Here is a 21,509-nt window from a genome sequence, read left to right on the forward strand (position 1 = left end):
TAATTAAACAGTTTATTTAATCTATCAATATGCAAATCTTGGTAATAAAAAACGGCAATGCTCATATTGCCGTCTACTATATAAAATTATACTGAAGCTATAGCTTCGATTTCTAGTGCTGCTCCAAGTGGAAGAGCTGCTACTTGTAAAGCTGATCTTGCTGGTTTGTGTTCATCAAAAAATTCTTTGTAAACTTCATTTACTGCTGCAAAATCATTGATGTCAGCTAAGTAAACTGTACATTTTATAACCTTATCAATTGATGAACCAGATTCTTCTAGGATAGCTTTAATATTATTTAAAACTTGTCTAGCTGCAGCAGAGATTTCTGTTACTAGTTCTCCAGTTTCTGGATTTAGTGGAATTTGACCTGATGTAAATACAAATTGTTCTGTACCAATTGCTTGTACATATGGTCCTACTGCTGCTGGTGCTTTGTCTGTGTGAAATGATTTCATAACTTCTCCTTAAATTGTAAATTTAAAATGTTTTCATACTACATTTATATAACAATTTAATGAAAATTTCAAGACTTTTTCTAATTTATTTTTAAATATTCCTCAAGTGTTAAATCATTTTCATAGATGTTTTTAGCATTTTCTACACCTACAAATCTAAAGTGCCAAGGTTCTGCCTTATGATTGGTTTTATTTTCTTTACCCTTTGGATATCTTTCTATAAAACCATATTTGTAAGCATTTTCTGCTAGCCAATCATAGCTTGCGGTTTTTTCAAATTTGTCATTGTACTTGCTGCCTTCTGTAAAAAAGTCAAAGGCAGATCCAAGTTGATGCTCATTTGTTCCTGGAGCCGAACTATCTGGCTCAGAAACCTCAAACATTCTTTTTTCTAAATCATAGCCCCTATAGTCAGACGCTATTTTTACATCTAAATTTTCGCGAGCCATGTCTTGGCGCATAGTTTCAAAGGCACGTCTTGCTGTCTTATCCACACCTGGATCAAAGTCTTCTGGTAATGGATAATTTTCATTTACAAAGGCTAAGCCATTTACAACCTTGATTTGCTTATCGCTATCTAATTTTGATAGGCCATATTTATTTACATAATAATAGGTATCATCGATTTTCACTTTAGAAAAACCATTTTCTGTGCCAAAGTATGGAACATATGATCCTTCTTCAATAAATTTTTCAGTTTTAGAATAGTCATTTGGGAATTGATAAGCGTATTGTGTTTGTACACAAAGAACGTATTCTTGTAGGTCATCGCTATATTTATCATCCTTTAGGGCATGGCTTTCATCTACCCCTGCATCTTTAAAACCAACATCAGTTGCCACATGAATTTTATTGCTTGTTTCTTCGATTGTTTCTTCTTCTAACTCGCTAAAATTCCCTGCTGCTTGTCTGATTTCATTTGGTCTTGCAATTTCAAATTCATTTTCATTATTACCATTAAATCCAAATTGATAAATAGAACCTGCTAATACTACTGCTAATATTCCACTTGTAAAAATCTTTTTGTTTCTTGCTTTTCTTCTTCTTGCCTGATTTCTCTTTTTTTCTCTGATACCTTTATTAGACATAATAATTTCCTATTCATTTATTTCAATATTATAGTTATAGTTGTTTTTGAGTGAAGACTGTGGGAAATCAATTTTATAAAATATATCTCAATTTTATACGAAATTGATTTATTACTATTTACTAACATTATAGCATGATTTTTACAAAATTAATAGGGGTAAAAGCATTTTATTTGCATAAATAATGAAAAAAAATCGACTTAAATAGCCGATTTTTGTAAAATTTAGTTAATATTTATTATTTTTTGAAAATATCTAAAATTCTGCGAAGGAAATTTTTCTCTTTTTTTAGTTTTTTTCGCTCTTCGCTCATTATATTTTCTTTCCTTTTTTTATTTTTTTCAGCCACTTTTTGAACTGATCTATTTTCTTCTGCTTGTAAGCTGCGTTTTTTTGCTTGTTCTGCTAAGACTTCTTGAGAGTTAATATTATTTACATTTTGAACTTTTGTGTACTCTCCGTTTGATAATAGTTTTCTAATTTTAACATCATCTGAAAGCATCAAATCCATAAAGTCGAGGATTCGTTTTTTAATTTCCTCATCAAAAATAGGAACTGCAACTTCCATCCTATGTCTGATATTTCTTGTCATAAAGTCAGCTGATGATATGAATACCTTAGCATTTTCTCGGTGTCCAAATTGGTAAACCCTGTGGTGTTCTAAAAATCTTCCTACAATCGAATATATCTCTATATTTTCTGTACGATCCTTTACATCTGGAAGGATACAGCAAATGCCTCTTACTAGCATTATTACCTTTACACCTTCATTTGACGCTTCAGAAAGTTTATCAATCAAAATCCTATCTGATATAGAATTTAGTTTTATCCTGATATATCCTTGTCCACCTTGTTTTTGAATTTGTATTTGCTCATCAATCAGCTTATCAAGTCCTTCTTGCATTGATTTTGGACTTACCATTAGGTTTTTGTATTCACCCTCTAGGTTTCCAAGCATAACATTATCAAATAAATCTTTTGCATCAAGGCCTATCGCACCATTTGATGTCATAAGTGAAAAATCTGTGTATAATTTTGCTGTTTTTTCGTTATAGTTTCCTGTTGCAACTTGGGTGATATATTGGATATTTTCGTGTTGGTCTATTTTAGTTATCAGACAGATTTTGGAGTGAGTTTTATAATTATCAAAACCATATAGGATTTTACAGCCAGCATCTTCAAGTTTTGATGACCAAAGTATATTGTTATCTTCGTCAAATCTTGCACGAAGTTCCATTAAAACTATTACATCTTTGCCATTTTCACTTGCTTTTATCAAAGCTTTTGCAATTTTGCTGTCATGGGCAATCCTGTAAAGGGTAATTTTTATTGAAACTACACTTTCATCCTCAGCTGCTTCTTCTAAAAGTCTGATAACTGGATCCATAGATTCATATGGAAATGATAAAAATATATCTTTTTCGTTAATCTGCTCCATCATAGGACGATTTGGATCAACCATTGCTGATGCTTGTGGGCTAAATGGCTCGTGAGTGTGTTTTGCTATAATATTTTCAGGTAAATCCTCTACAAGTCCAAATAAGAATCCTGCTTGCATTAGTGATTTGGTTACAAATATATTTTTCTTATCTAGGTCGAATTGAGTTTTTAAAAATTCTAATGACTCATCTGATAGGTCATTGTCTACTTCAAGTCTAACTGGATGAAGTCTCTTTCTTTTTTTAAGCTTGCCTTTCATATAATCTCTAAAGTCTTGGTCAACATCGTAATCATCGTCATCATATGAAATATCAGTATTTCTTGTTAGTGAGATTATATATTGGTTTTCTACCTCATATCCTTCAAATACTTGGTAGCCAAATTCTTTTATTATATCTTCGATAAAGACAAAGCTTGTATCATTAATTTTTAAATATCTTTTTAATTTATCTGGAACTTGAATAAGGCCTACACTCTTGCTTTCCTCATCATTTTCTGATTTTAATGAGAAAACAACAGATAAGGCTAAGTTTGGTAGTCTTGGGAAAGGATGAACCCTATCTACTACTTGGAAATTTAAAATTGGTTCTATTTTTGTATTAAAGTAGTATTCTACAGATTTTCTATCTTTTTCACTAAGTTCAGAAACTTTGAGTAAATTTATACCATTTACTTTAAGCTCATCTACTATTTGTCCATATACTTGATCTTTTTGCTTATATAAGTCAACGCAATCTGTTAATATTGCATCAAGTTGCTCATCACTGGTCATACCTGATTTGCTATCGACTGGTTTTTTCTTTAAATTCTTAAAGTCAGTAAGACTACCAACCCTTACCATAAAAAATTCTTCAAGATTGGTATCAAATATCGAGAAAAATCTCAGTCTTTCTAAAACTGGTACATCTCTATCATTTGCTTCTTCTAAGACCCTTTGGTCAAATTTTAGCCACGAAAGTTCTCTGTTTTGCGTAAAAGATATATCTGCCATATTATATTATTTATTCCTTCCTAGTAATTTGTTATATACATACCCTTCTCTTACACCTGTTTGGCTTATATTTATTGTATCGCAATAAAAATATTTAGACAAACGGTTTAGTATTATCATACCCGGAAGAAGTGTGTGTACCCTATCTGGTTTTACTGCTAGGATGGCATCTAAAATATCTCTTGGCTGCCTGTCTATAACTTCTTTAATCATATCATTAAGCTTATTTGCATCCATTGATGTATTGTAATTTGCTTCATCATAGTAATCATTATAAAATTTTAAAGTAGCACGGGCTGTACCACCTACTGCACAAAGTAAATCATGGTCTTCCCTGTACATTTTATTTGATTCAAGCAAGGATTTTACTTCTGTATCTATATTTTTTTTCTCATCCTTATTTACAAATAAAGAACTAACATAATCATTAAAAGCAGAAAGAGAACCAATAGAAAGAGATGTTGATTTTATAACTTTATTTTGATCAATAATTACAACTTCAGATGAACCACCACCAATGTCAGTAAGAACCCCACGGGAAACTTCTATTGAAGAGCTTGCACCTATAAAGGCAAGTTTAGCTTCTTCTTCTCCACTTATAATTTCAATATCTAGATCAAGTTCTTCTTTTACTCTGGATAAAATTTCAGTCCTATTTGCTGCATCACGGATTGTTGCAGTTGCAAATGGATGTAGTTCGTCAATATCACCAAAATTATCCACTACTGCCTTAAAAGTGCGAAGGGTTTCAATCAATCTTTGGATACCTTTTTCTGATAATACTCCATTACTTACATAAGTTTTTAGGGAAGCTTGTTCCTTTTCGTTAAATAAATTTGTAACTTTATCGCCAGATATTTTGAAAACAGACAGTCTAACGGTGTTTGAACCGATGTCTATTACTGCATATATCATCTTAAATCTCCTTTAGTTCTAAGTTGTAATCACAATCTAAAATATGATCTACAATCTGCTTATTCTTTTCATTTACTTGGGTCATAAAAATATTTATACTTGACTTATTATCCTCATCAAAATTAACTTTTTTGCTGACATTATGAGCTGGATTAATAATGTTAACCTTATAATTCAAATTTTTTATTATAGCATTCTTTATAATTGGATAATGGGTGCATCCAAGAATAATATTTGGAATTTGCTTTTGATTGGCAATTTCTAAATATTGGCTCAAAGCCTGATCAAGTTCATCTCCACTTAATTTTCCATCTTCAATAAGTGTAACCAATTTTGTGGCAGGAATTTCAAAAACTTTACTTGATGAATTCTTTTCAATTTCTTCTTTATATATATGGCTGTCCACAGTTGCCTTAGTTGCAAGCAGGCAAAAATCACCCTCATATTGCAAGGCATTTTCTACACCAGCCCTAGTTATGGGGTAAAATTTCTTTTTATATTTATTTTCCAAATATTCAGTTGCAATTGTTGAAATTGTATTGCATGCAATAATGTATTGGTCTATATCATACTTTTCTAAATATTCGACTATTTCATCGGTAAGTTTTAGAATTTCTTCCTTATACCTGCTGCCATAAGGAGCTCTTTTGCTATCTCCTAGGTAAAAATAATTTGCATTTTTTTTACTAGCAAGCTCTTTTAAAACAGTTAGTCCACCAAGGCCAGAATCAAATACACCAATATTTGTCATAATAATTCCACCTTTTTTACAAATTCGTACTTTTCACTCATTTTTTTATAGGCAAATTCAAGGCTTTCATCATCCATAAATATTCCAAAAATAGATGCTCCACTGCCACTAATTAATGTAACTTCTGCCCCATACTCTAGGAATTCGTACTTAAGGTCTAGTAAATGAGGGTACATATCAGTAACCACATCTTCCATAACATTTTCAAAATAAAAAATAGCTGAGTGGTCTCCTTTTTTTAGTTTTTCAACTATTAGGTCATTTTCTACATGACCAAAATCTCTAAGTTTTTTATAAACTTCAGCTGAAGATATTTCTGTGCCATCATTTACCAAAAGTATTTTCATATCAAGATTATTTTCAAATGGGAATAGTATTTCCCCAATCCCTTTTGCTCTAGCTGGTGAATTTTCAAAGAAAAATGGTATATCCGCTCCAAGTTTTTTTCCTATTTCCATCATTTGTTTTTTTGATAGATTTAGATTCCAAAGCTCATTTAGACCCTTTATCATTTCAGCTGCATCAGTCGATCCACCTGCAAGTCCTGCTGCAAGGGGGATATTTTTCTTTAAGTAAACATCCACACCTGGATTTTCAATTTTTTCTTTTAAAATCTCCCAAGCCTTATATATCAAATTGTCCTCAACTGGACAAATTGTTTCAAGATTTGATGAGTAGTTAAAAATTCCCCTATCATTTGGAATAATTTCAAGCTCGTCAAATAAGCTTATGCGTGCCATAATAGTATCTATCTCATGATAACTATCATCACGTTTGTATAAGCTATCCAAAGTTAAATTAATTTTTGCAAAACATTTTCTATTCATTTTAACCTCAGCTACAATTATAACAAAAATTATCAATTTTGAGCAAAAAAAATAATATGCTTATATCCACATATTATACTCTTTTCTATATTTTGTTTTGGTGCAGGATAGAAGACTTGAACTTCCACGACCTAAAATCGGTCACAAGATCCTTAGTCTTGCGCGTCTGCCAATTCCGCCAATCCTGCGTAAATACTAAATTATGATACACCCAAAAACAAAAAAAGTCAAATAAGAGTTGCCTCTTAAATGACTTGTGATAAGAATTTCTGGCTACGTTCGTTTTTTGGATTTGCAAAAAAATCATAAGGATCATTACTTTGTTCAACTATGTGACCCCTATCCATGAAAACAACCCTATTTGATACTTCACGAGCAAATCCCATTTCATGGGTTACAACAACCATGGTCATACCTTCGTTTGCTAATTCTTGCATCATTTCCAAAACTCCACCAACCATTTCTGGATCAAGGGCACTTGTTGGTTCATCAAAAAGCATTAGTTTTGGATTCATCATTAGGGCTCTTGCAATAGCCACCCTTTGTTTTTGACCACCAGAAAGGCTAACTGGATATACATTTTTCTTTTGACTTAGGCCAATTCTTTCAAGAAGTCTCATTGCCTTATCATTTGCTTCTTTTTTTGTCATTTTCCCTCTCATAACTGGAGCAAGGGTTAGATTTTCTATGATAGGCATATTTGAAAATAGGTTAAAGTTTTGAAAAACCATACCCATTTCTTCTCTAAGTTTGTTGATGTCTACATTTGAATCATTTATCTTCTTATCTTCAAAAAATATTTCTCCTCCATTTGGTTTTTCTAAAAGGTTTAGGCATCTTAAAAATGTAGATTTACCTGAACCTGATGGGCCAATGATTGAAATTACATCATTTTTTTCAACTTCAAGGCTTACCTTATCCAAGACTTTTAAAGGACCAAATGATTTTTCCAAATTATTTACTTTAAGCATATAGGTACAACCTTTCTATTTTCTTAAATATTTTTTCTATTAGTAAGACGATTATTAAATATATAATTGCTGCTGAAAAATAAGCTGTTGCTGCATCAAAGGTCTGACTAATTACAATAGAAGCTCCGCGTGTAAGGTCTGCTAGTCCTATAAAACCTGCAATAGAAGTTTCTTTAAATAATGTAATAACTTCATTGCCCAGGGCTGGTAGTGAGTTTTTAAGTGCTTGAGGCATTACTACTTTTTTCATAGTTTGAAAATTGCTTAATCCAAGGCTACGTGCCGCTTCTTTTTCCCCTTTTGCAACTGAATTTATCCCACCCCTAAATAGTTCTGCCATATAGGCTGATGAGTTTAGCCCAAATGAAATAATTGCTACCCAAAGCAGGCTATCAAAATTTACTAAAATTACATTAAACATAATTAAAAGCTGGATTGTAGAAGGGGTACCACGGATAATTGATACAAAAATATTAAATATTTTATCTAATATTTTTATAAGTATGCCTCCAAAACCTACATTCTCACCATCCATTTCAATGCTTGCTGCTCTGACTAAAGCAATTATAAGTCCTAGGGCAAAGGAAATAATTAAGGCACAGATTGTTACAATTACAGTGATTTTTAGTCCATCTAAAAGGTATTTATAAGCACCGTTATCAATAATATTTGATTTAAATCTGCCAAAAATACCAGTTCCAGTTTCTGCAACTTCTTTTTTTTCGTATTTTGCCATAATTTTATCAATTTCTCCGGATTCTTTAAGGGCTGCTATGGCTTCATTCATTTTTTCAAGCAGTTCTGGATTATTTTTATTAACCGCTAGGGCATATTCTTCTTCCAAATAAGGAGTGTCGATGATTTTCAAATCCTTATTTGCATTGACATAATTTTCTGCCGTATGCTTATCTAGGATTACTGCATCGATTTTTTTGTTTTGTAAGGATAGAATAGCGTCTGGTACCTTGTTAAAAGAATTTACATTTTCTTCACCAAAGTCATCTTTTGCTATGGTATCGCCTATTGTCCCGAGTTGAGTCCCAATTTGGGCTCCATCATTTAAATCTTCTACTTCTTTAATTTGAGAATCTTTTCTAACTATTACTATTTGGCTAGTTTTTGTAAATGAATCTGTAAAATTTACTGATTTTTTACGTTCTTCAGTTACAGTAAACCCAGCTGCTCCCCCATCCATTTTCCCTGATTGGATACTGGCAATAATAGTGTTAAAATCCATATCATGGAGTCTAACCTCATAACCCAAATAATCTCCAATTGCCCTTACAATATCAGGATCAATTCCCACTATTTCATCATTTTCATAATATTCATATGGTGGGAAATCTGCACTTGTTCCAAAATCTATTACACCATCATCTACAAGTTCATCTGCCGCTAGGGATTTAAATGGTAAAAATAATACCATAATAAAAATTAATGCTAGCAGACTTTTCTTTTTACTTTTCATTTATACTCCATTCTAACTTAGCTTTTCTAAGACAAAGGCAATTTGTCTTTCTACTTCTTTTTTAGCTGGCCCGCCTAGGGATTTTCTCTCATTGACACATTTTATTATATCAATTTCTTGGTAAATGTCTTCATCAAATAAATCTGATTCATTTTTATAGATGTCTAGATCAATTTCATCCAAAGTTTTGTTATTTTCTATGCCATATTTTACAAGTCTTGCTGAAATATGGTGAGCGTCTCTAAAATTTTCTCCTTTATTTACCAAATAATCTGCAAGGTCAGTTGCATTTAAAAAACCATCTTTACAAGCTTCTAGCATTTTTTCCTTATTTAATTTTAGGCTTTTTATTTGCCCTGCCATAACTTGTAATGAAATTTTTATTGTATCCACACTATCAAATATTGATTCCTTATCTTCTTGCATATCCTTTGAATAAGCTAAGGGCAATCCCTTTAGCATTACAAATGACTGATTCATATTTCCTATAAGTTTTGCTGACTTACTTCTAATAAGCTCAGCCATGTCAGGATTTTTCTTTTGAGGCATAATGGATGATCCTGTGGAAAATTTATCATCTATACTCACAAAATGATATGGCTGGGATGACCAAATAATCAATTCCTCAGAAAGCCTTGATAAATGTATGCCAATTATTGACAAAACAGACTGCAATTCTAAAATGTAGTCCCTGTCACTAACCGCATCCATAGAGTTTTGCATTAGACTTTCAAACCCTAATTCTCTTGCAGTAAATTCTCTATCAATTGGATAAGTTGTTCCAGCTAAAGCACAGGCTCCAAGTGGTGAAGAATTTATTCTTTTTTTTAAGTCTTCTAATCTTTCTAAATCCCTAAGTCCCATCATGGCATAAGCCATCAAATGATGGGCAAAGGTAAGTGGCTGGGCTGCTTGCAAATGTGTGTAGCCGGGCATAATTGTCTCTTTATTTTTATCAGCTACTTCACACAATATTTTTAAATATTCTTTTAAAATTGAGCCTATATTTTCAACTTCATCCCTTAGATGTAATCTTAAATCAGTTGTAACTTGGTCATTTCTTGACCTAGCTGTGTGCATTTTCTTGCCAACTTCACCAATTTCTTTAATTAAAGCTGATTCGATAAAGGTATGGATGTCTTCACTGGATAAATCAATTTCTAACTTACCATCTAAAAGTTTTTGCTTGATTATCTGAAGCCCCATAATTATTTCGTCTGCCTGATCAGCTTCTATAATCTGAGTTTTTTTAAGCATTTTTACATGGGCAATAGATCCTTTTATGTCATCGAAAACTAATCTTTGATCAATTTTAATTGATGAATTGAATTCTTCTGCAAATTTATCCAAGTCCCCAGATAGCATTCCGCTCCAAAGTTTCATTTTACTTTTTCTCACCTTCTTTCAATGCTTTTGCATATATTTTTGTGCTAAGTCCAAATAAATTTATAAATCCAGTCGCATCTGATTGGTTATAAACATCATCCTCTTCGAATGTTGCATATTCTTCTAAGTATAAGGAATTTGTTGCAAATATTCCAGCTGGTTGCATTGAACCCTTATATAGTTTTACTTTTACTTTTCCAGTCACATTTTCTTGAGTTTCTTCTATAAAAGCATCCATGGCTTCTTTTAATGGTGTCATCCATTTTCCAGCATAAACTAAGTTTGCATAATCTAGGGCAATTTTTTGTTTGTATTGGAGAGCATCAGGGTGCATGGTTACTGATTCTAATTTTTCATGGGCAAAGTGTAAAACACTTGCTGCAGGATTTTCATAAAGACCCCTTGATTTCATTCCTACCATCCTGCTTTCTACAATATCATCTATGCCGATTCCATGTTTGCCAGCTATGACATTTAATTTTTTGACAAGTTCAGCAGCCTTTAATTTTTCACCATTCACAGCAACCGGATTTCCTTTTTCAAATCCTATTTCAATAATCTCCGCCTCATACATTGCTTTTTCAGGAGGAGTTACCCATGATAATATTTTTTCTAAATCAGCTGGATTTTTCGGATCTTCTAGGTCCAGACCCTCGTGGGATAGGTGCCAGATATTTTCATCCATTGAATAATCTTCATCTTTTTCTACTTTTAGAGGGATTCCATGCTCTTTTGCGTAAGCTTCTTCTTCACTACGGCCTTTTATATCCCAAAATCTCCAAGGTGCAATAACTGAAATTTCTGGAGCAAGAGCCATAATAGAAAGTTCAAAACGGATTTGATCATTACCCTTACCAGTACAGCCATGGACAATGACATCTGCATTTTCTTTATTGGCAATATCTACCAAGACTTTTGAAATTAGTGGTCGAGCTATGGCCGTTCCTAATAAATATATATTTTCGTATTTTGCCCCAGCTTTTAGAGATTTAAAGGCATAGTCTTCTATAAACTCTTCTTCTACATTTACATTATAAAACTTACTAGCTCCTGATGATAAGGCTTTATTCTCTAGGGCATCTGGATTTTCTACTTGACCTAGGTCTACTGATACACAAATGACTTCTTTAACTCCATTTTCTCTTAGCCAAGTCACCATTACTGATGTATCTAGGCCTCCAGAATAGGCTAATATTACTTTGTTTGCTTCTTTTAAAACTTCGTATTCGTTTTTAATCATAATATCCTCCATAATTTTTTTTAAAATATAGTCATTTGTGTATATTTAAGGCAATAAAAAAAGCTTTCATCCCCAAAGGGACGAAAGCTCGTGATACCACCCAAATTTATTTATTTTTCGCAAAATAAACCTCATCAAGTACAAATAATACTCTAACTCTATAACGGGAGTTCCCGAATAAATCTCCTTGTATCGACTTATTAGCTCAGAGGTTCTTTTCTTTATCTAACCACTTATCCCCTCTCACCATCTAGGATTCGCTTGAAGCTTTTTTAGATAAATACTCTTCTCTTCAACACATTTTTAAGACTAATATTCTAATTAAGGTCATTTTAACCTTTTTTTCTTGCTTTGTCAAATTTTTTAAATATTTAATGTATGGAGTATGTGATTTCTGTATTCTGTAAACTCTTTAGCTGTCCTATCCCTAGAATAGTCCATATATATATTTACAATTTCTTTTATTTCTCCAGGTCTTGGTTTCATGACTATGACCTTATTTGACATATAAATAGCCTCATCTATGTCGTGAGTTACCATTATCATCATGGTATTATTTTCCTGCCAAAGTTTTAAAAGTTCATCTTGCATATTCATTCTTGTAAAAGCATCTAGGGCCCCAAGTGGTTCATCAAGTAAAAAAACTTTTGGTTCGTTAATCATAGTTCTTATCAATGCTACTCTTTGAGCCATACCACCTGAAAGATGGTGGGGATATGCGTCTTTAAATTCTATTAGTCCAACTTTTTCTAAAAGGGCATCAACTTTTTTATAATCCACATTATTCTTTAAATTTCCAGAAAAAGCTACATTTTCTTTTACTGTAAGCCATGGAAATAGTGTTGGTTTTTGAAAAACCATACCCCTATTGCTATCAGTGCCTTTAACTTCTTGGCCATTTAGTTTAATAGAACCATTTGTAGGATCAATAAGACCTGCAATCAATCTGAGTATTGTAGATTTCCCACATCCAGAAGGTCCAACTATAGAAACAAATTCGCCATCATTTATTGTAAAACTTACGTTTTTTAAGGCATGGGTTACCATTTGCGAATCAGGGCTTATAAAATCTTTATTAATATTTTCAAAAACTAATTCACTCATTAATTAACCATTCCTTCTTGCCAAATTAAGGCACGATCTCTAAGTTTTCTTAAAACCCAGTTTACAAATAAAAATGTCAAACAAATTATAATTATTGCCCCATACATATTTGAATATTCTGCCCAAGATTTCTTCCAGTTGATATACCAGCCAAGGCCTGATTCTACCCCCATCATCTCTGCAATGAGTAGTGATGTACAAGCTGAGCTCATGCCGGCGGTTAGCCCTTGAAAAATATTTGGAAGGGCTGATGGGATTGCAATTTTTCTTATCAATTGATTTTCGCTTGCTCCAAGTGTTTTTGCTGCCTCATAGTAAGATCTATCAACATTACGGATACCTGTCATAGTTGCAAGGGTTACTGAAAACCAAACACCAAGTGCAATTATAAATACTGCTCCCTTAAAAAGTGTAGTTGCTAAAACCATTACTACTGGTAGCCAGGTTGTTGTTGGTATTGGTCCTAATATTTTCATAAAAGGCTCTACCCAATAGGATACTTTTTTGGAGTATCCACATAAAATACCAGTAAGTAGTCCTAAAAGACTTCCAATAAAATATCCGATAAATAGCAATTTTAGTGATGAAAAAGTAGATTGCAGTATGTAGTCGCTATCTTTAACAATTGCATTAAAAATCATATCCGCATATGGAAAATATGGCAATCTTAATTTTTCTGTTTTTAAAGTTAAGATGTCAAGACCCATCAAAATTAGTAATATTAAACAATAAAATGGTGCCTTATATATTAAATGTTCTCTTAGTTTTTTATTTTTTATAGATATTAAAAGGCTTAAAGTATAGATTCCAATTAATATCCACAAAAATCCATTATAAAAATTTGTCTGTTTGGCTGTTGGCCTGTGGTTTGGTAAATAAACATATTCAAAAACTGCTATAAGCCCCATAATTATAGGTAATATCAGTTTTATAATATTTATTATCCTTCTATTTTTTTTAGTAGATGGAATTTGCCCATCAAGTTTATCATATCCTTGATGAGCATTTTCCTTTATGTTTTTATTTTCTTTCATGACTTAAAAATTTCTATTTTATATCGCTATCTTTTAATCCTAGATTGTTCCAGTAATTTGAGATAAATTCTTCTTTTGTAATTTCTGAATCTATTATTCCTAGGTTTTTGTAATCCTCGATTACTGTTCCTAGTGTTTTTTCTGTATCATCTAGTGTTACAGCCCAGTTGTATGATTCCATCATTTCTACAGCTGCATCAAAGTCTCCAGATGCCCAGTTGTTATCAAAAAGGATTTGTGCTGCTTCTTCAACATTATCTTCAATCCATTTTTGTGTAGCTAATACTGCTTCATTGTAAGCTTTTGCCATTAGTGGGTTTTCTCTTACGAAGTCACCGTTTAGTGCATTAACACAGCAAGCTTCATTTTTGAAGTCATCGTCAAATGATAATGATCTAATTCTTTTTAGGGTACCATCTTCTACAAATTTGTTTGCATATTCATCAGATAGGATTGCCCCTTGCACTTCTCCATTTTCCATTGATTGAACGATTGCTGATAATTCTACTTGTTTATATTTAACTTCTTCAGGTGTGATGCCATCATTGTTAAAGAATCTTATTGCAATATTGTGATCTGCTGTTCCGATTGCTCCTGGGAAAGCAACAGTTTTTTCTTTTAGTCCTTCTGTATCATTAATTTCATCATTATTAAGTACATAAAGAGATTTACAACCTGTGTGAGCTCCTGATGCAAAAACTGCGTCAATACCATTAACTGTTGGTGGTACAAATTTTGCAATGTGACCAATTGTAGCATCTGCTGTGTGTGTACCAATTGAGTCTATATCACTTTCTACATTGATAAATTCTACTTCGATTCCTCTTTTTTCAAATTCTCCACGTACACTTGCAATCCCTGGTGCACCTGTACAAATACCACCGTTATATCCAACTTTGATTGGCTGTCCGTAGTGTGGCTCATCTTCCATTTTGCCTGTTGTTTCTACATTGTTATCTTCATTTTCATTATCTTTTGCTTCTTTACCTGTATTTTCTTCTACAGTTTCTGGATCTTTTTCATTTACATTTTCAGCTGATGTATCTGTATTTGGATCGCCTGCTGGCATTTCTGCTTGGGTTTCTTCTTTTTTTGCATCTTGGTTATTGTTTACACATGCTGTAAAAGATAGGGCCATTGCTAAAATTAATGCTGTTTTTTTGAAATTGTTCATTTTTATCTCCTAATATGTAAATTTTTCAGTTTTTTGCACAAAAAAACCTGTAAAAAATCTTTACAGGGGTCTCTTTTTTATAAAATTAATCTTTAAAGTATTTTACTTATAGATTAGTTAAAAAAGAGCGCACTTTCCCCGTTAAGAAAGCAAACTTTCTTTATAAGCCTAAAGTGTGTACTAAGAAAAATCCTATCTCTAGACAATCTATATAGTAAAATAATATATTAAAATGATTGCTAGCAAGTGTACTTAATTATCTATTAGATAATTTTGCTATCAATCAAATATATCACTTGTAATATTTAAACATATAATTATTTTTATGTCAATATTTTTAATTTATATTTATAAATAAAAATAAAAAAACGAAGGAATATTCCTTCGTTTTCTTTTTCTTATTAGATAAATAATCCAGCAAATACTACTGAAACTATTGTCATAAGTTTGATTAGGATATTTAGTGATGGTCCTGATGTATCTTTAAATGGATCACCTACTGTATCTCCTACTACTGCTGCTTTGTGAGCATCAGATCCTTTTCCGCCTTCTACACCAGATTCGATGTATTTTTTAGCATTATCCCAAGCTCCACCAGCATTTGACATAAATATAGCCATCATTACACCTGTTACAAGTGCACCTGCTAAAAGTCCGCCTAGTGCGTAAGGTCCTAGGAAGATTCCAACTAAGATTGGAACTACTACTGCTAGTACCCCTGGGATAATCATTTCTTGAAGTGAAGCTGTTGTTGAGATGTCGATACAATTTGCATAGTCTGGGTCTTTTTCTCCAGCTAGGATTTTGTCATCTTCTCTAAATTGTCTTCTAACTTCTTCGATCATTTGGCTTGCTGCTTTTCCTACTGAGTTCATAGTTAGAGCTGAGAATAGGAATGGTAGCATACCACCTATGAACATACCTGCAACTACTCTACTATCTAGGATAGAGATTGCTTCAAGGTTAATAGATTCAGCATATGTTATAAATAATGAAAGTGCTGTAAGGGCTGCAGAACCGATTGCAAATCCTTTACCAATAGCTGCTGTTGTGTTACCAATTGAGTCAAGCCCATCTGTAATATCACGAACATTTTCTGGTAGGTAGCTCATTTCTGCTATACCACCAGCATTATCTGTAATTGGACCATAAGCGTCTACTGTTACTGTTGTTCCAGTAATTGAAAGCATACCTACTGCTGCAAGAGCAATTCCAAATACTCCCATTAGCTTAAATGCAATCATTATCGCAAGTGCAATAACTAGGATAGGGAATACTGTTGAAAGCATACCTGTTGAAAGACCAGCAATGATGTTTGTTGCAACACCTGTTGATGATTCTTTTGAGATATATTTTACGTGTCTATATTTATCTGAAGTGTAGATTTCTGTTAATAGACCGATTAAGATACCTGCAATTAATCCTGTAATTACTGCAAAAGCTGCGCTAAAGTTACCAAAATATCTATTTGATAGGATAAGTGCACCGATTAAAACGATTGCTCCTGAGATATATAGTGTACCCATTAATGATTTTTGTGGGTTAGCGTGTTTTCCTACTAAGAATACAATTGAAGATACGATTGATGCAACGATTCCTAGGGCTGCTAAGAAAAGTGTAAATTGAAGTCCTGCTTCAGCAAAGTAAACTGCACCAAGAGTCATTGAAGAAATGATAGCACCAGAATAAGATTCAAATAAATCTGCTCCCATACCAGCCACATCCCCAACATTATCTCCTACGTTATCAGCAATAACTGCAGGGTTTCTTGGATCATCTTCTGGAATTCCAGCTTCTACTTTACCTACAAGGTCAGCTCCAAGGTCAGCAGCTTTTGTGTAGATACCACCACCAACTCTTGCAAAAAGAGCAACTGATGATGCACCTAATGAGTATCCCATAAGTATAGTAGGGTCTTTATAGTAAAGGTAGGTTAAAATAATTCCTATAAATCCAAGACCAGTTACAGCCATACCCATTACTGAACCACCAGAGAAAGCTACTTTTAATGCTCCATCTTGGCCTGATTCGTAAGCTTGGTTTGCACATCTAACGTTAGAAGCAGTAGAAACTCTCATTCCTATAAAACCTGCTAGCATTGAAAGAATAGAACCTAGTAAGTAGCAAAGCATAATTTTAATATTTAAAAATACTGCTAGTAAAATTGCTACTATAACAACGAAAATTGCGATAAATTTGTACTCTCTTTTTAGAAATGTCATCGCACCATCTCTGATATAGCTTGAGATTTGTAGCATACGTTCGTTACCAGCTGATAATGGGTTGATTTTTTGAGTAATTGTAAAAATCATGAAAATTATCGCCAGTATTGCTACTATCAAAGATAAAATCTCTACAGACATATGTCCTCCTTATATAATCTTTATATTTATATTGTAATATTAAAATAAAATATTACAATCATAAACCAAGTTAAATAATTTTTTTATAATAAAAGGACGCCAAAGAGATGCAAGTCTGCATTAACTTTTAGCGTCCTATTTATCGCTTATTGAATTTGTTTTTATATTTATAATCTAATTATTAATTTTCTTCATATGGTAATAATGCAACTTGGCGAGCACGTTTAACTGCACGTGTGATTTCTCTTTGGTGTTTTGCATTAAGACCTGTTACTCTTCTAGGTAGGATTTTTCCTCTATCAGAGATAAATCTTTTTAATGTTTCAATATCTTTGTAATCGATAACTTTTGATGGATCTTTTACAAATGGATCAACCTTTTTTCTTGGTTTAAATCTTCTATTTTGAGCCATGATATTCCTTTCCTTTTATTTTTTAGAACGGAATCCTGCCATCATCTTCTATTTCTGTGAAGTCATCATCAAAGAAATCATCGCTACTATCAAATCCGCCTTGGTTTTGATTGTAGGAATTGTTGTTGTAATTATTTTGATAATTTGTTTGTGAATAGTCGTTGTTGCCATAATCTTGGTTGTCACCATAATTTTGATTATAGTTTGAGCCTCCACCTTGATTATCAGAACGGCTACCTAAAAACTCTACGTTTTCAGCCACAATGTCAGTAGTGTAAACTGTTTTGCCTGTTTCTTTGTCAATGTAGGATCCTGTTTGGATTCTACCATCTACTGCACATTGACTTCCTTTTCTTAAATATCTTTCACAATTAACAGCTTGAGGACCCCAAACAACTATACGAATGAAATCTGCTGTTGGACGATTTTGAGATTCTAGTTCTTGTTTCTTTTGCTTACTTAAGCTCTTATCTACAGCTAGAGTAAAGCTAGTAACAGTCTGGTTTGATTGAGTGTTTCTTAAATCTGGATCACGTACTAGTCTTCCTACAAGTACTACTCGATTCATAAATTAGTCCTCTTTTCTGATAACCATGTATCTGATTATGAAATCTGAAAGTCTAAGTCTTCTTTCAAATTCTCTGATATGGTCTGGAAGAGATTTAAAGTCTACGATATAATAATATCCATCTTTGATATAATTAATTTCGTAAGCTAATTTTCTTTTACCCCAGTCATCTACATTAGTTACTTCACCATTTTCTTCGATGATTCCTTTGAATCTTTCTAATAGTTCAGTTCTATCTGCATCTTGCATATCAGCTTTGAAAATTAAAACTGCTTCGTAGTTATTCATTTTTTCACCTCCCTATGGTCTATGACCCCGTTGATTTATCACGGAGTAGAGTGTTACTGCTATATTTTACTACCGATTTGTCTTTTAGTCAATGCTTTTTTGGGATTTTGTGTGATAAATTGCATTGGCAATGGCACGACTCATAGCATTAGCTGCCATAACTCCAACTACATTTAAATCTGCATTTATTTCATTGGTTGCTAGGGCAAATATAGTATCCCCATCAAAGCCTGTATGGACAGGATTTATAGATCTTGCAAAGCCATCATGGGTCATTTGAGCAATTTTTTTAAGCCTTGTCTTATCAAAACTTGCATTTGTTGCAACTATGCCTATGGTCGTGTTTTTATTAGCAAGGTCTGAAAAATCGCTTATAATGTTTGACATTACAACACTTGTTTTGATCATATTTCCATCTTTAATAGGACCTGCAATTTGAATTCCTTTTTCATAGTCAAAAACATCACCAAAGGCGTTTACAGCAACTATTGCAGAAACTTTTAGATCTCCTTCAGTTAGGGTTGCAGATCCAAGGCCAGATTTCATTACAGATTCCATGCCTAGTATTTTTCCTACTGTTGCTCCAGTTCCTGCCCCTATTATTCCCTGGCTGTCTTCGTCTGATTTTGCATTTTTATAGGCAACTTTTCCCATATTTTTATCAGGTCTAATTTTTGGATTTTTGTAGGCTAGGTCAAATAAAACCGCTTGGGAAACTATTGGCACAATCCCAACTCCAACATCAAGTCCTATTCCATCTTCTTCTAAAGATTCCATAAGACCACTAGCAGCATCAAGCCCATAAGCAGAACCCCCGCTTAGGATAAGTGCATTTACACTTTCTACAGTATTTATAGGATCTAAGAGGTCTGTTTCGCGAGTTCCTGGTGCTGAGCCTCTGACTTCTACCGCACAAGTATTGTTTTTAGGTGGAATTAATACTGTAAGTCCAGTCCCCGCAACAAAATCTTGAGCATGGCCAATTTTTATGCCTTCTATATCTGTAATATAACCTTTATACATAATTCTCCTTTAAAAAAGACCTCCCTTTTGGAGGCCAAAATTAGTGGGCAACATCTTCGTTTCTATATTTATCCATCATTTGTCCAAATACTTCTGAGCTTGATGGTGGTGTATAAGAGATGGCATTTGCGCCTGCATCTATTGTTTCTAGGATGCTTTCTCCAGTTTTCCCCCCTGTGGCTATGATTGGGAAATTATCGCCAATATCTTTTCTAATTTCCCTTACCAAGTCAGCAGTGTATTTACCACCAGATACGTTTAAAATCTCAGCCCCTGCTTGAATTTTACCAATATAGTCATCTTCACTATTGGTAACAGTTGCAATAAGAGGCACATCTACAAAACCAGAAATTTCTTTAATATCCTTATTTGGCATTGGAGAATTTACTACCACTCCATAGGCACCAGAAAGCTCTGCATCAATTGCAACATATTTTGAACGCAAGCCTTGGGTTGTACCTCCGCCAACTCCTATAAAACAAGGAACATTTGATACGCTTAATATAGCATTTGAAATCGAACTTTGAGGGGTGTATGGATAAACTGCCATGATGCTATCAGCATTTGAATTTCTAATAATAGCAAGGTCTGTTGTAAAAAGTAAGGATTTAATTCTCTTTTCAAAAATCATTATCCCAGATGCCTTATAAATTTCTTTTGGCACGGTGATAAAAGATTTTCTTAGTTTGGAGTGCACCAATGGTATATATTTTTCTTTTTTTTCGCTCATAAAGCCCTCCTTTTTCTCACTTTTTATTTTACCCTTATAATTTTTAATCAATCTTTATTAAAAATATCTCTTGTATAAACTTTATCTTTCACATCCAATAATTCATCATCTAACCTATTTGCCACTATAATATCTGCTTTTTTAAAGTCATCCAGATTATTTTCAATCTTTAATCCCTCAAAATAATCTTCATCTATATTTGGCTCATAGATTATAATTTGAGTCTGATTTTTAATATTATTTATAACATCAAATATTGCAGATTTTCTAAAATTATCAGAATCTTTTTTCATAACCAGCCTATATATGCCAACTGTTTTTGGTTTATCCCTTAAAATTCTATCGCTGATATAGTCTTTTCTAATTTGGTTGGCATCAATAACTGCCCCAAACATAGCATTTGGCACATTTTCAAAGTTTGCATAAAGCTGTTTGCTATCTTTTGGCAGGCAGTATCCCCCATAACCAAATGATGGATTATTATAGTAATTTCCAATCCTAGGATCTGCAGATACTCCCTCGATGATGTCTTTTGTGGAAAGTCCCTTAATTTCTGCAAAAGTATCTAGTTCGTTAAAGTAAGAAACGCGCATTGCTAGATAAGTATTTGCAAAAAGTTTTACTGCTTCAGCTTCTGTAGAATCCATAAATAAAACTCCAGGGTCATTTTGAGCTTCTTTTTTATATAAATTAGCAATTTTTTGCCCCAAATCAGTCCTATCTCCCACAATAATCCTAGATGGATTAAGGCTATCGTATAGGGCTTTGCCTTCTCTTAAAAACTCTGGTGAAAAAATAATATTTTCGCAGGCAAATTTTTCCCTTTGTCCTTTTGTATATCCAACTGGGATTGTGGATTTGATTAAGATAGGTAGATTTTCATTTTCTTTTTTTATATTTGTAATTACATCATCGACAAATGATGTATCAAAATATCTACTGTCTTCATCATAATTTGTTGGCACAGCAATTATGGCAAGTTCTGCATCTTGTAAGTGATTTTTGTATTGATTTGTTACTCTTAGATTAAGATCTTTTTCTGCCAGATAGGAAATTATTAAATCATCTGTTAATGGTGATTTTTTTTGATTTATTAGATTGATTTTTTCCTCATTTGTATCAATCCCTATTACCTCATTTGATTGGCTAAGCAAAATGGCATTGGCCAAGCCTACATAGCCTAATCCAAAAACTACAATTTTCATAAACTCTCCTTAAAATAGATAAGTTTATTTTACAAGAAAAGAAAATTTTTACAATAAAAAAGCCTGACTTTTA

The 21,509-nt window shown here is 32.9% G+C and carries 20 protein-coding genes, 1 tRNA gene and 1 other annotated feature; all 21 genes read right to left on the reverse strand.

Annotated elements, in window-relative coordinates:
• Positions 1 to 86: 86 nt before the first annotated feature.
• The 21 genes from OC526_RS07775 to OC526_RS07875 all read right to left on the reverse strand — a co-directional run bounded on the left by OC526_RS07775 (position 87) and on the right by OC526_RS07875 (position 21,436).
• Complete coding sequence (locus OC526_RS07775; protein WP_262123300.1) at positions 87 to 458, reverse strand: RidA family protein; 372 nt, start codon at positions 456 to 458, stop codon at positions 87 to 89.
• 80 nt (positions 459 to 538) lie between these two features.
• A complete protein-coding gene (locus OC526_RS07780) occupies positions 539 to 1,546 on the reverse strand; it encodes a M15 family metallopeptidase (RefSeq protein ID WP_262123302.1) in 1,008 nt (335 codons plus the stop codon).
• A gap of 238 nt (positions 1,547 to 1,784) precedes the next feature.
• Entirely contained in the window at positions 1,785 to 3,977 is a 2,193-nt protein-coding gene (locus OC526_RS07785; protein WP_262123304.1) for an RNA degradosome polyphosphate kinase, read from the reverse strand.
• A 6-nt stretch (positions 3,978 to 3,983) separates the two neighbouring features.
• A complete protein-coding gene (locus tag OC526_RS07790; protein WP_262123305.1) occupies positions 3,984 to 4,892 on the reverse strand; it encodes a rod shape-determining protein in 909 nt (302 codons plus the stop codon).
• A 1-nt stretch (position 4,893) separates the two neighbouring features.
• Positions 4,894 to 5,643, reverse strand: coding sequence for a glutamate racemase (murI, locus tag OC526_RS07795; RefSeq protein WP_262123306.1), 750 nt, complete (start codon positions 5,641 to 5,643; stop codon positions 4,894 to 4,896).
• On the reverse strand, positions 5,640 to 6,470 hold the full coding sequence (ispE, locus tag OC526_RS07800) for a 4-(cytidine 5'-diphospho)-2-C-methyl-D-erythritol kinase (RefSeq protein WP_262123307.1): 831 nt from the start codon (positions 6,468 to 6,470) through the stop codon (positions 5,640 to 5,642). Before ispE ends, murI begins: the two co-directional genes overlap by 4 nt.
• Positions 6,471 to 6,568: 98 nt before the next feature.
• A tRNA-Leu gene (locus OC526_RS07805) sits at positions 6,569 to 6,658 on the reverse strand.
• Between the two features lie 57 nt (positions 6,659 to 6,715).
• Entirely contained in the window at positions 6,716 to 7,441 is a 726-nt protein-coding gene (locus tag OC526_RS07810; RefSeq protein ID WP_262123308.1) for an amino acid ABC transporter ATP-binding protein, read from the reverse strand.
• Complete coding sequence (locus OC526_RS07815; RefSeq protein WP_262123310.1) at positions 7,434 to 8,909, reverse strand: ABC transporter substrate-binding protein/permease; 1,476 nt, start codon at positions 8,907 to 8,909, stop codon at positions 7,434 to 7,436. The genes OC526_RS07810 and OC526_RS07815 overlap by 8 nt, the downstream gene beginning before the upstream one ends.
• Before the next feature lie 12 nt (positions 8,910 to 8,921).
• The gene (gene argH / locus OC526_RS07820) at positions 8,922 to 10,292 is read right to left on the reverse strand and encodes an argininosuccinate lyase (protein WP_262123311.1); all 1,371 of its coding nucleotides are present in this window, start codon (positions 10,290 to 10,292) and stop codon (positions 8,922 to 8,924) included.
• 1 nt (position 10,293) lies between these two features.
• Positions 10,294 to 11,535 (reverse strand): argininosuccinate synthase, encoded by a 1,242-nt coding sequence (locus tag OC526_RS07825; RefSeq protein ID WP_262123312.1) that lies wholly within the window; start codon positions 11,533 to 11,535, stop codon positions 10,294 to 10,296.
• A gap of 73 nt (positions 11,536 to 11,608) precedes the next feature.
• Positions 11,609 to 11,840 (reverse strand) — a binding site (T-box leader).
• Positions 11,841 to 11,898: 58 nt separating this feature from the next.
• Positions 11,899 to 12,639, reverse strand: coding sequence for an ABC transporter ATP-binding protein (locus tag OC526_RS07830; protein ID WP_262123314.1), 741 nt, complete (start codon positions 12,637 to 12,639; stop codon positions 11,899 to 11,901).
• The gene (locus OC526_RS07835; RefSeq protein WP_262123316.1) at positions 12,639 to 13,673 is read right to left on the reverse strand and encodes an ABC transporter permease; all 1,035 of its coding nucleotides are present in this window, start codon (positions 13,671 to 13,673) and stop codon (positions 12,639 to 12,641) included. The genes OC526_RS07830 and OC526_RS07835 overlap by 1 nt, the downstream gene beginning before the upstream one ends.
• A 13-nt stretch (positions 13,674 to 13,686) precedes the next feature.
• On the reverse strand, positions 13,687 to 14,847 hold the full coding sequence (locus OC526_RS07840) for an ABC transporter substrate-binding protein (protein ID WP_262123318.1): 1,161 nt from the start codon (positions 14,845 to 14,847) through the stop codon (positions 13,687 to 13,689).
• A gap of 401 nt (positions 14,848 to 15,248) precedes the next feature.
• Positions 15,249 to 17,210, reverse strand: a complete 1,962-nt coding sequence (locus OC526_RS07845) for a sodium-translocating pyrophosphatase (RefSeq protein ID WP_262123319.1) — start codon at positions 17,208 to 17,210, stop codon at positions 15,249 to 15,251.
• Positions 17,211 to 17,391: 181 nt separating this feature from the next.
• Positions 17,392 to 17,622 carry a 30S ribosomal protein S18 gene (gene rpsR, locus OC526_RS07850; protein WP_203128335.1) on the reverse strand — a complete coding sequence of 77 codons (231 nt, stop codon included), beginning with the start codon at positions 17,620 to 17,622 and terminating at the stop codon, positions 17,392 to 17,394.
• A 22-nt stretch (positions 17,623 to 17,644) separates the two neighbouring features.
• The gene (locus OC526_RS07855; protein WP_262123321.1) at positions 17,645 to 18,190 is read right to left on the reverse strand and encodes a single-stranded DNA-binding protein; all 546 of its coding nucleotides are present in this window, start codon (positions 18,188 to 18,190) and stop codon (positions 17,645 to 17,647) included.
• A gap of 3 nt (positions 18,191 to 18,193) precedes the next feature.
• Positions 18,194 to 18,478, reverse strand: coding sequence for a 30S ribosomal protein S6 (gene rpsF / locus OC526_RS07860; RefSeq protein WP_262123322.1), 285 nt, complete (start codon positions 18,476 to 18,478; stop codon positions 18,194 to 18,196).
• Between the two features lie 84 nt (positions 18,479 to 18,562).
• Complete coding sequence (locus OC526_RS07865) at positions 18,563 to 19,501, reverse strand: P1 family peptidase (RefSeq protein ID WP_262123324.1); 939 nt, start codon at positions 19,499 to 19,501, stop codon at positions 18,563 to 18,565.
• 40 nt (positions 19,502 to 19,541) lie between these two features.
• A complete protein-coding gene (locus tag OC526_RS07870) occupies positions 19,542 to 20,231 on the reverse strand; it encodes a hydrolase (RefSeq protein ID WP_262123325.1) in 690 nt (229 codons plus the stop codon).
• 47 nt (positions 20,232 to 20,278) lie between these two features.
• On the reverse strand, positions 20,279 to 21,436 hold the full coding sequence (locus OC526_RS07875; RefSeq protein WP_262123326.1) for a nucleotide sugar dehydrogenase: 1,158 nt from the start codon (positions 21,434 to 21,436) through the stop codon (positions 20,279 to 20,281).
• Positions 21,437 to 21,509: the final 73 nt, after the last annotated feature.

Origin of the sequence: Anaerococcus sp. Marseille-Q5996, assembly GCF_946893725.1 — a bacterium.
Classification (GTDB): domain Bacteria; phylum Bacillota; class Clostridia; order Tissierellales; family Peptoniphilaceae; genus Anaerococcus; species Anaerococcus martiniensis.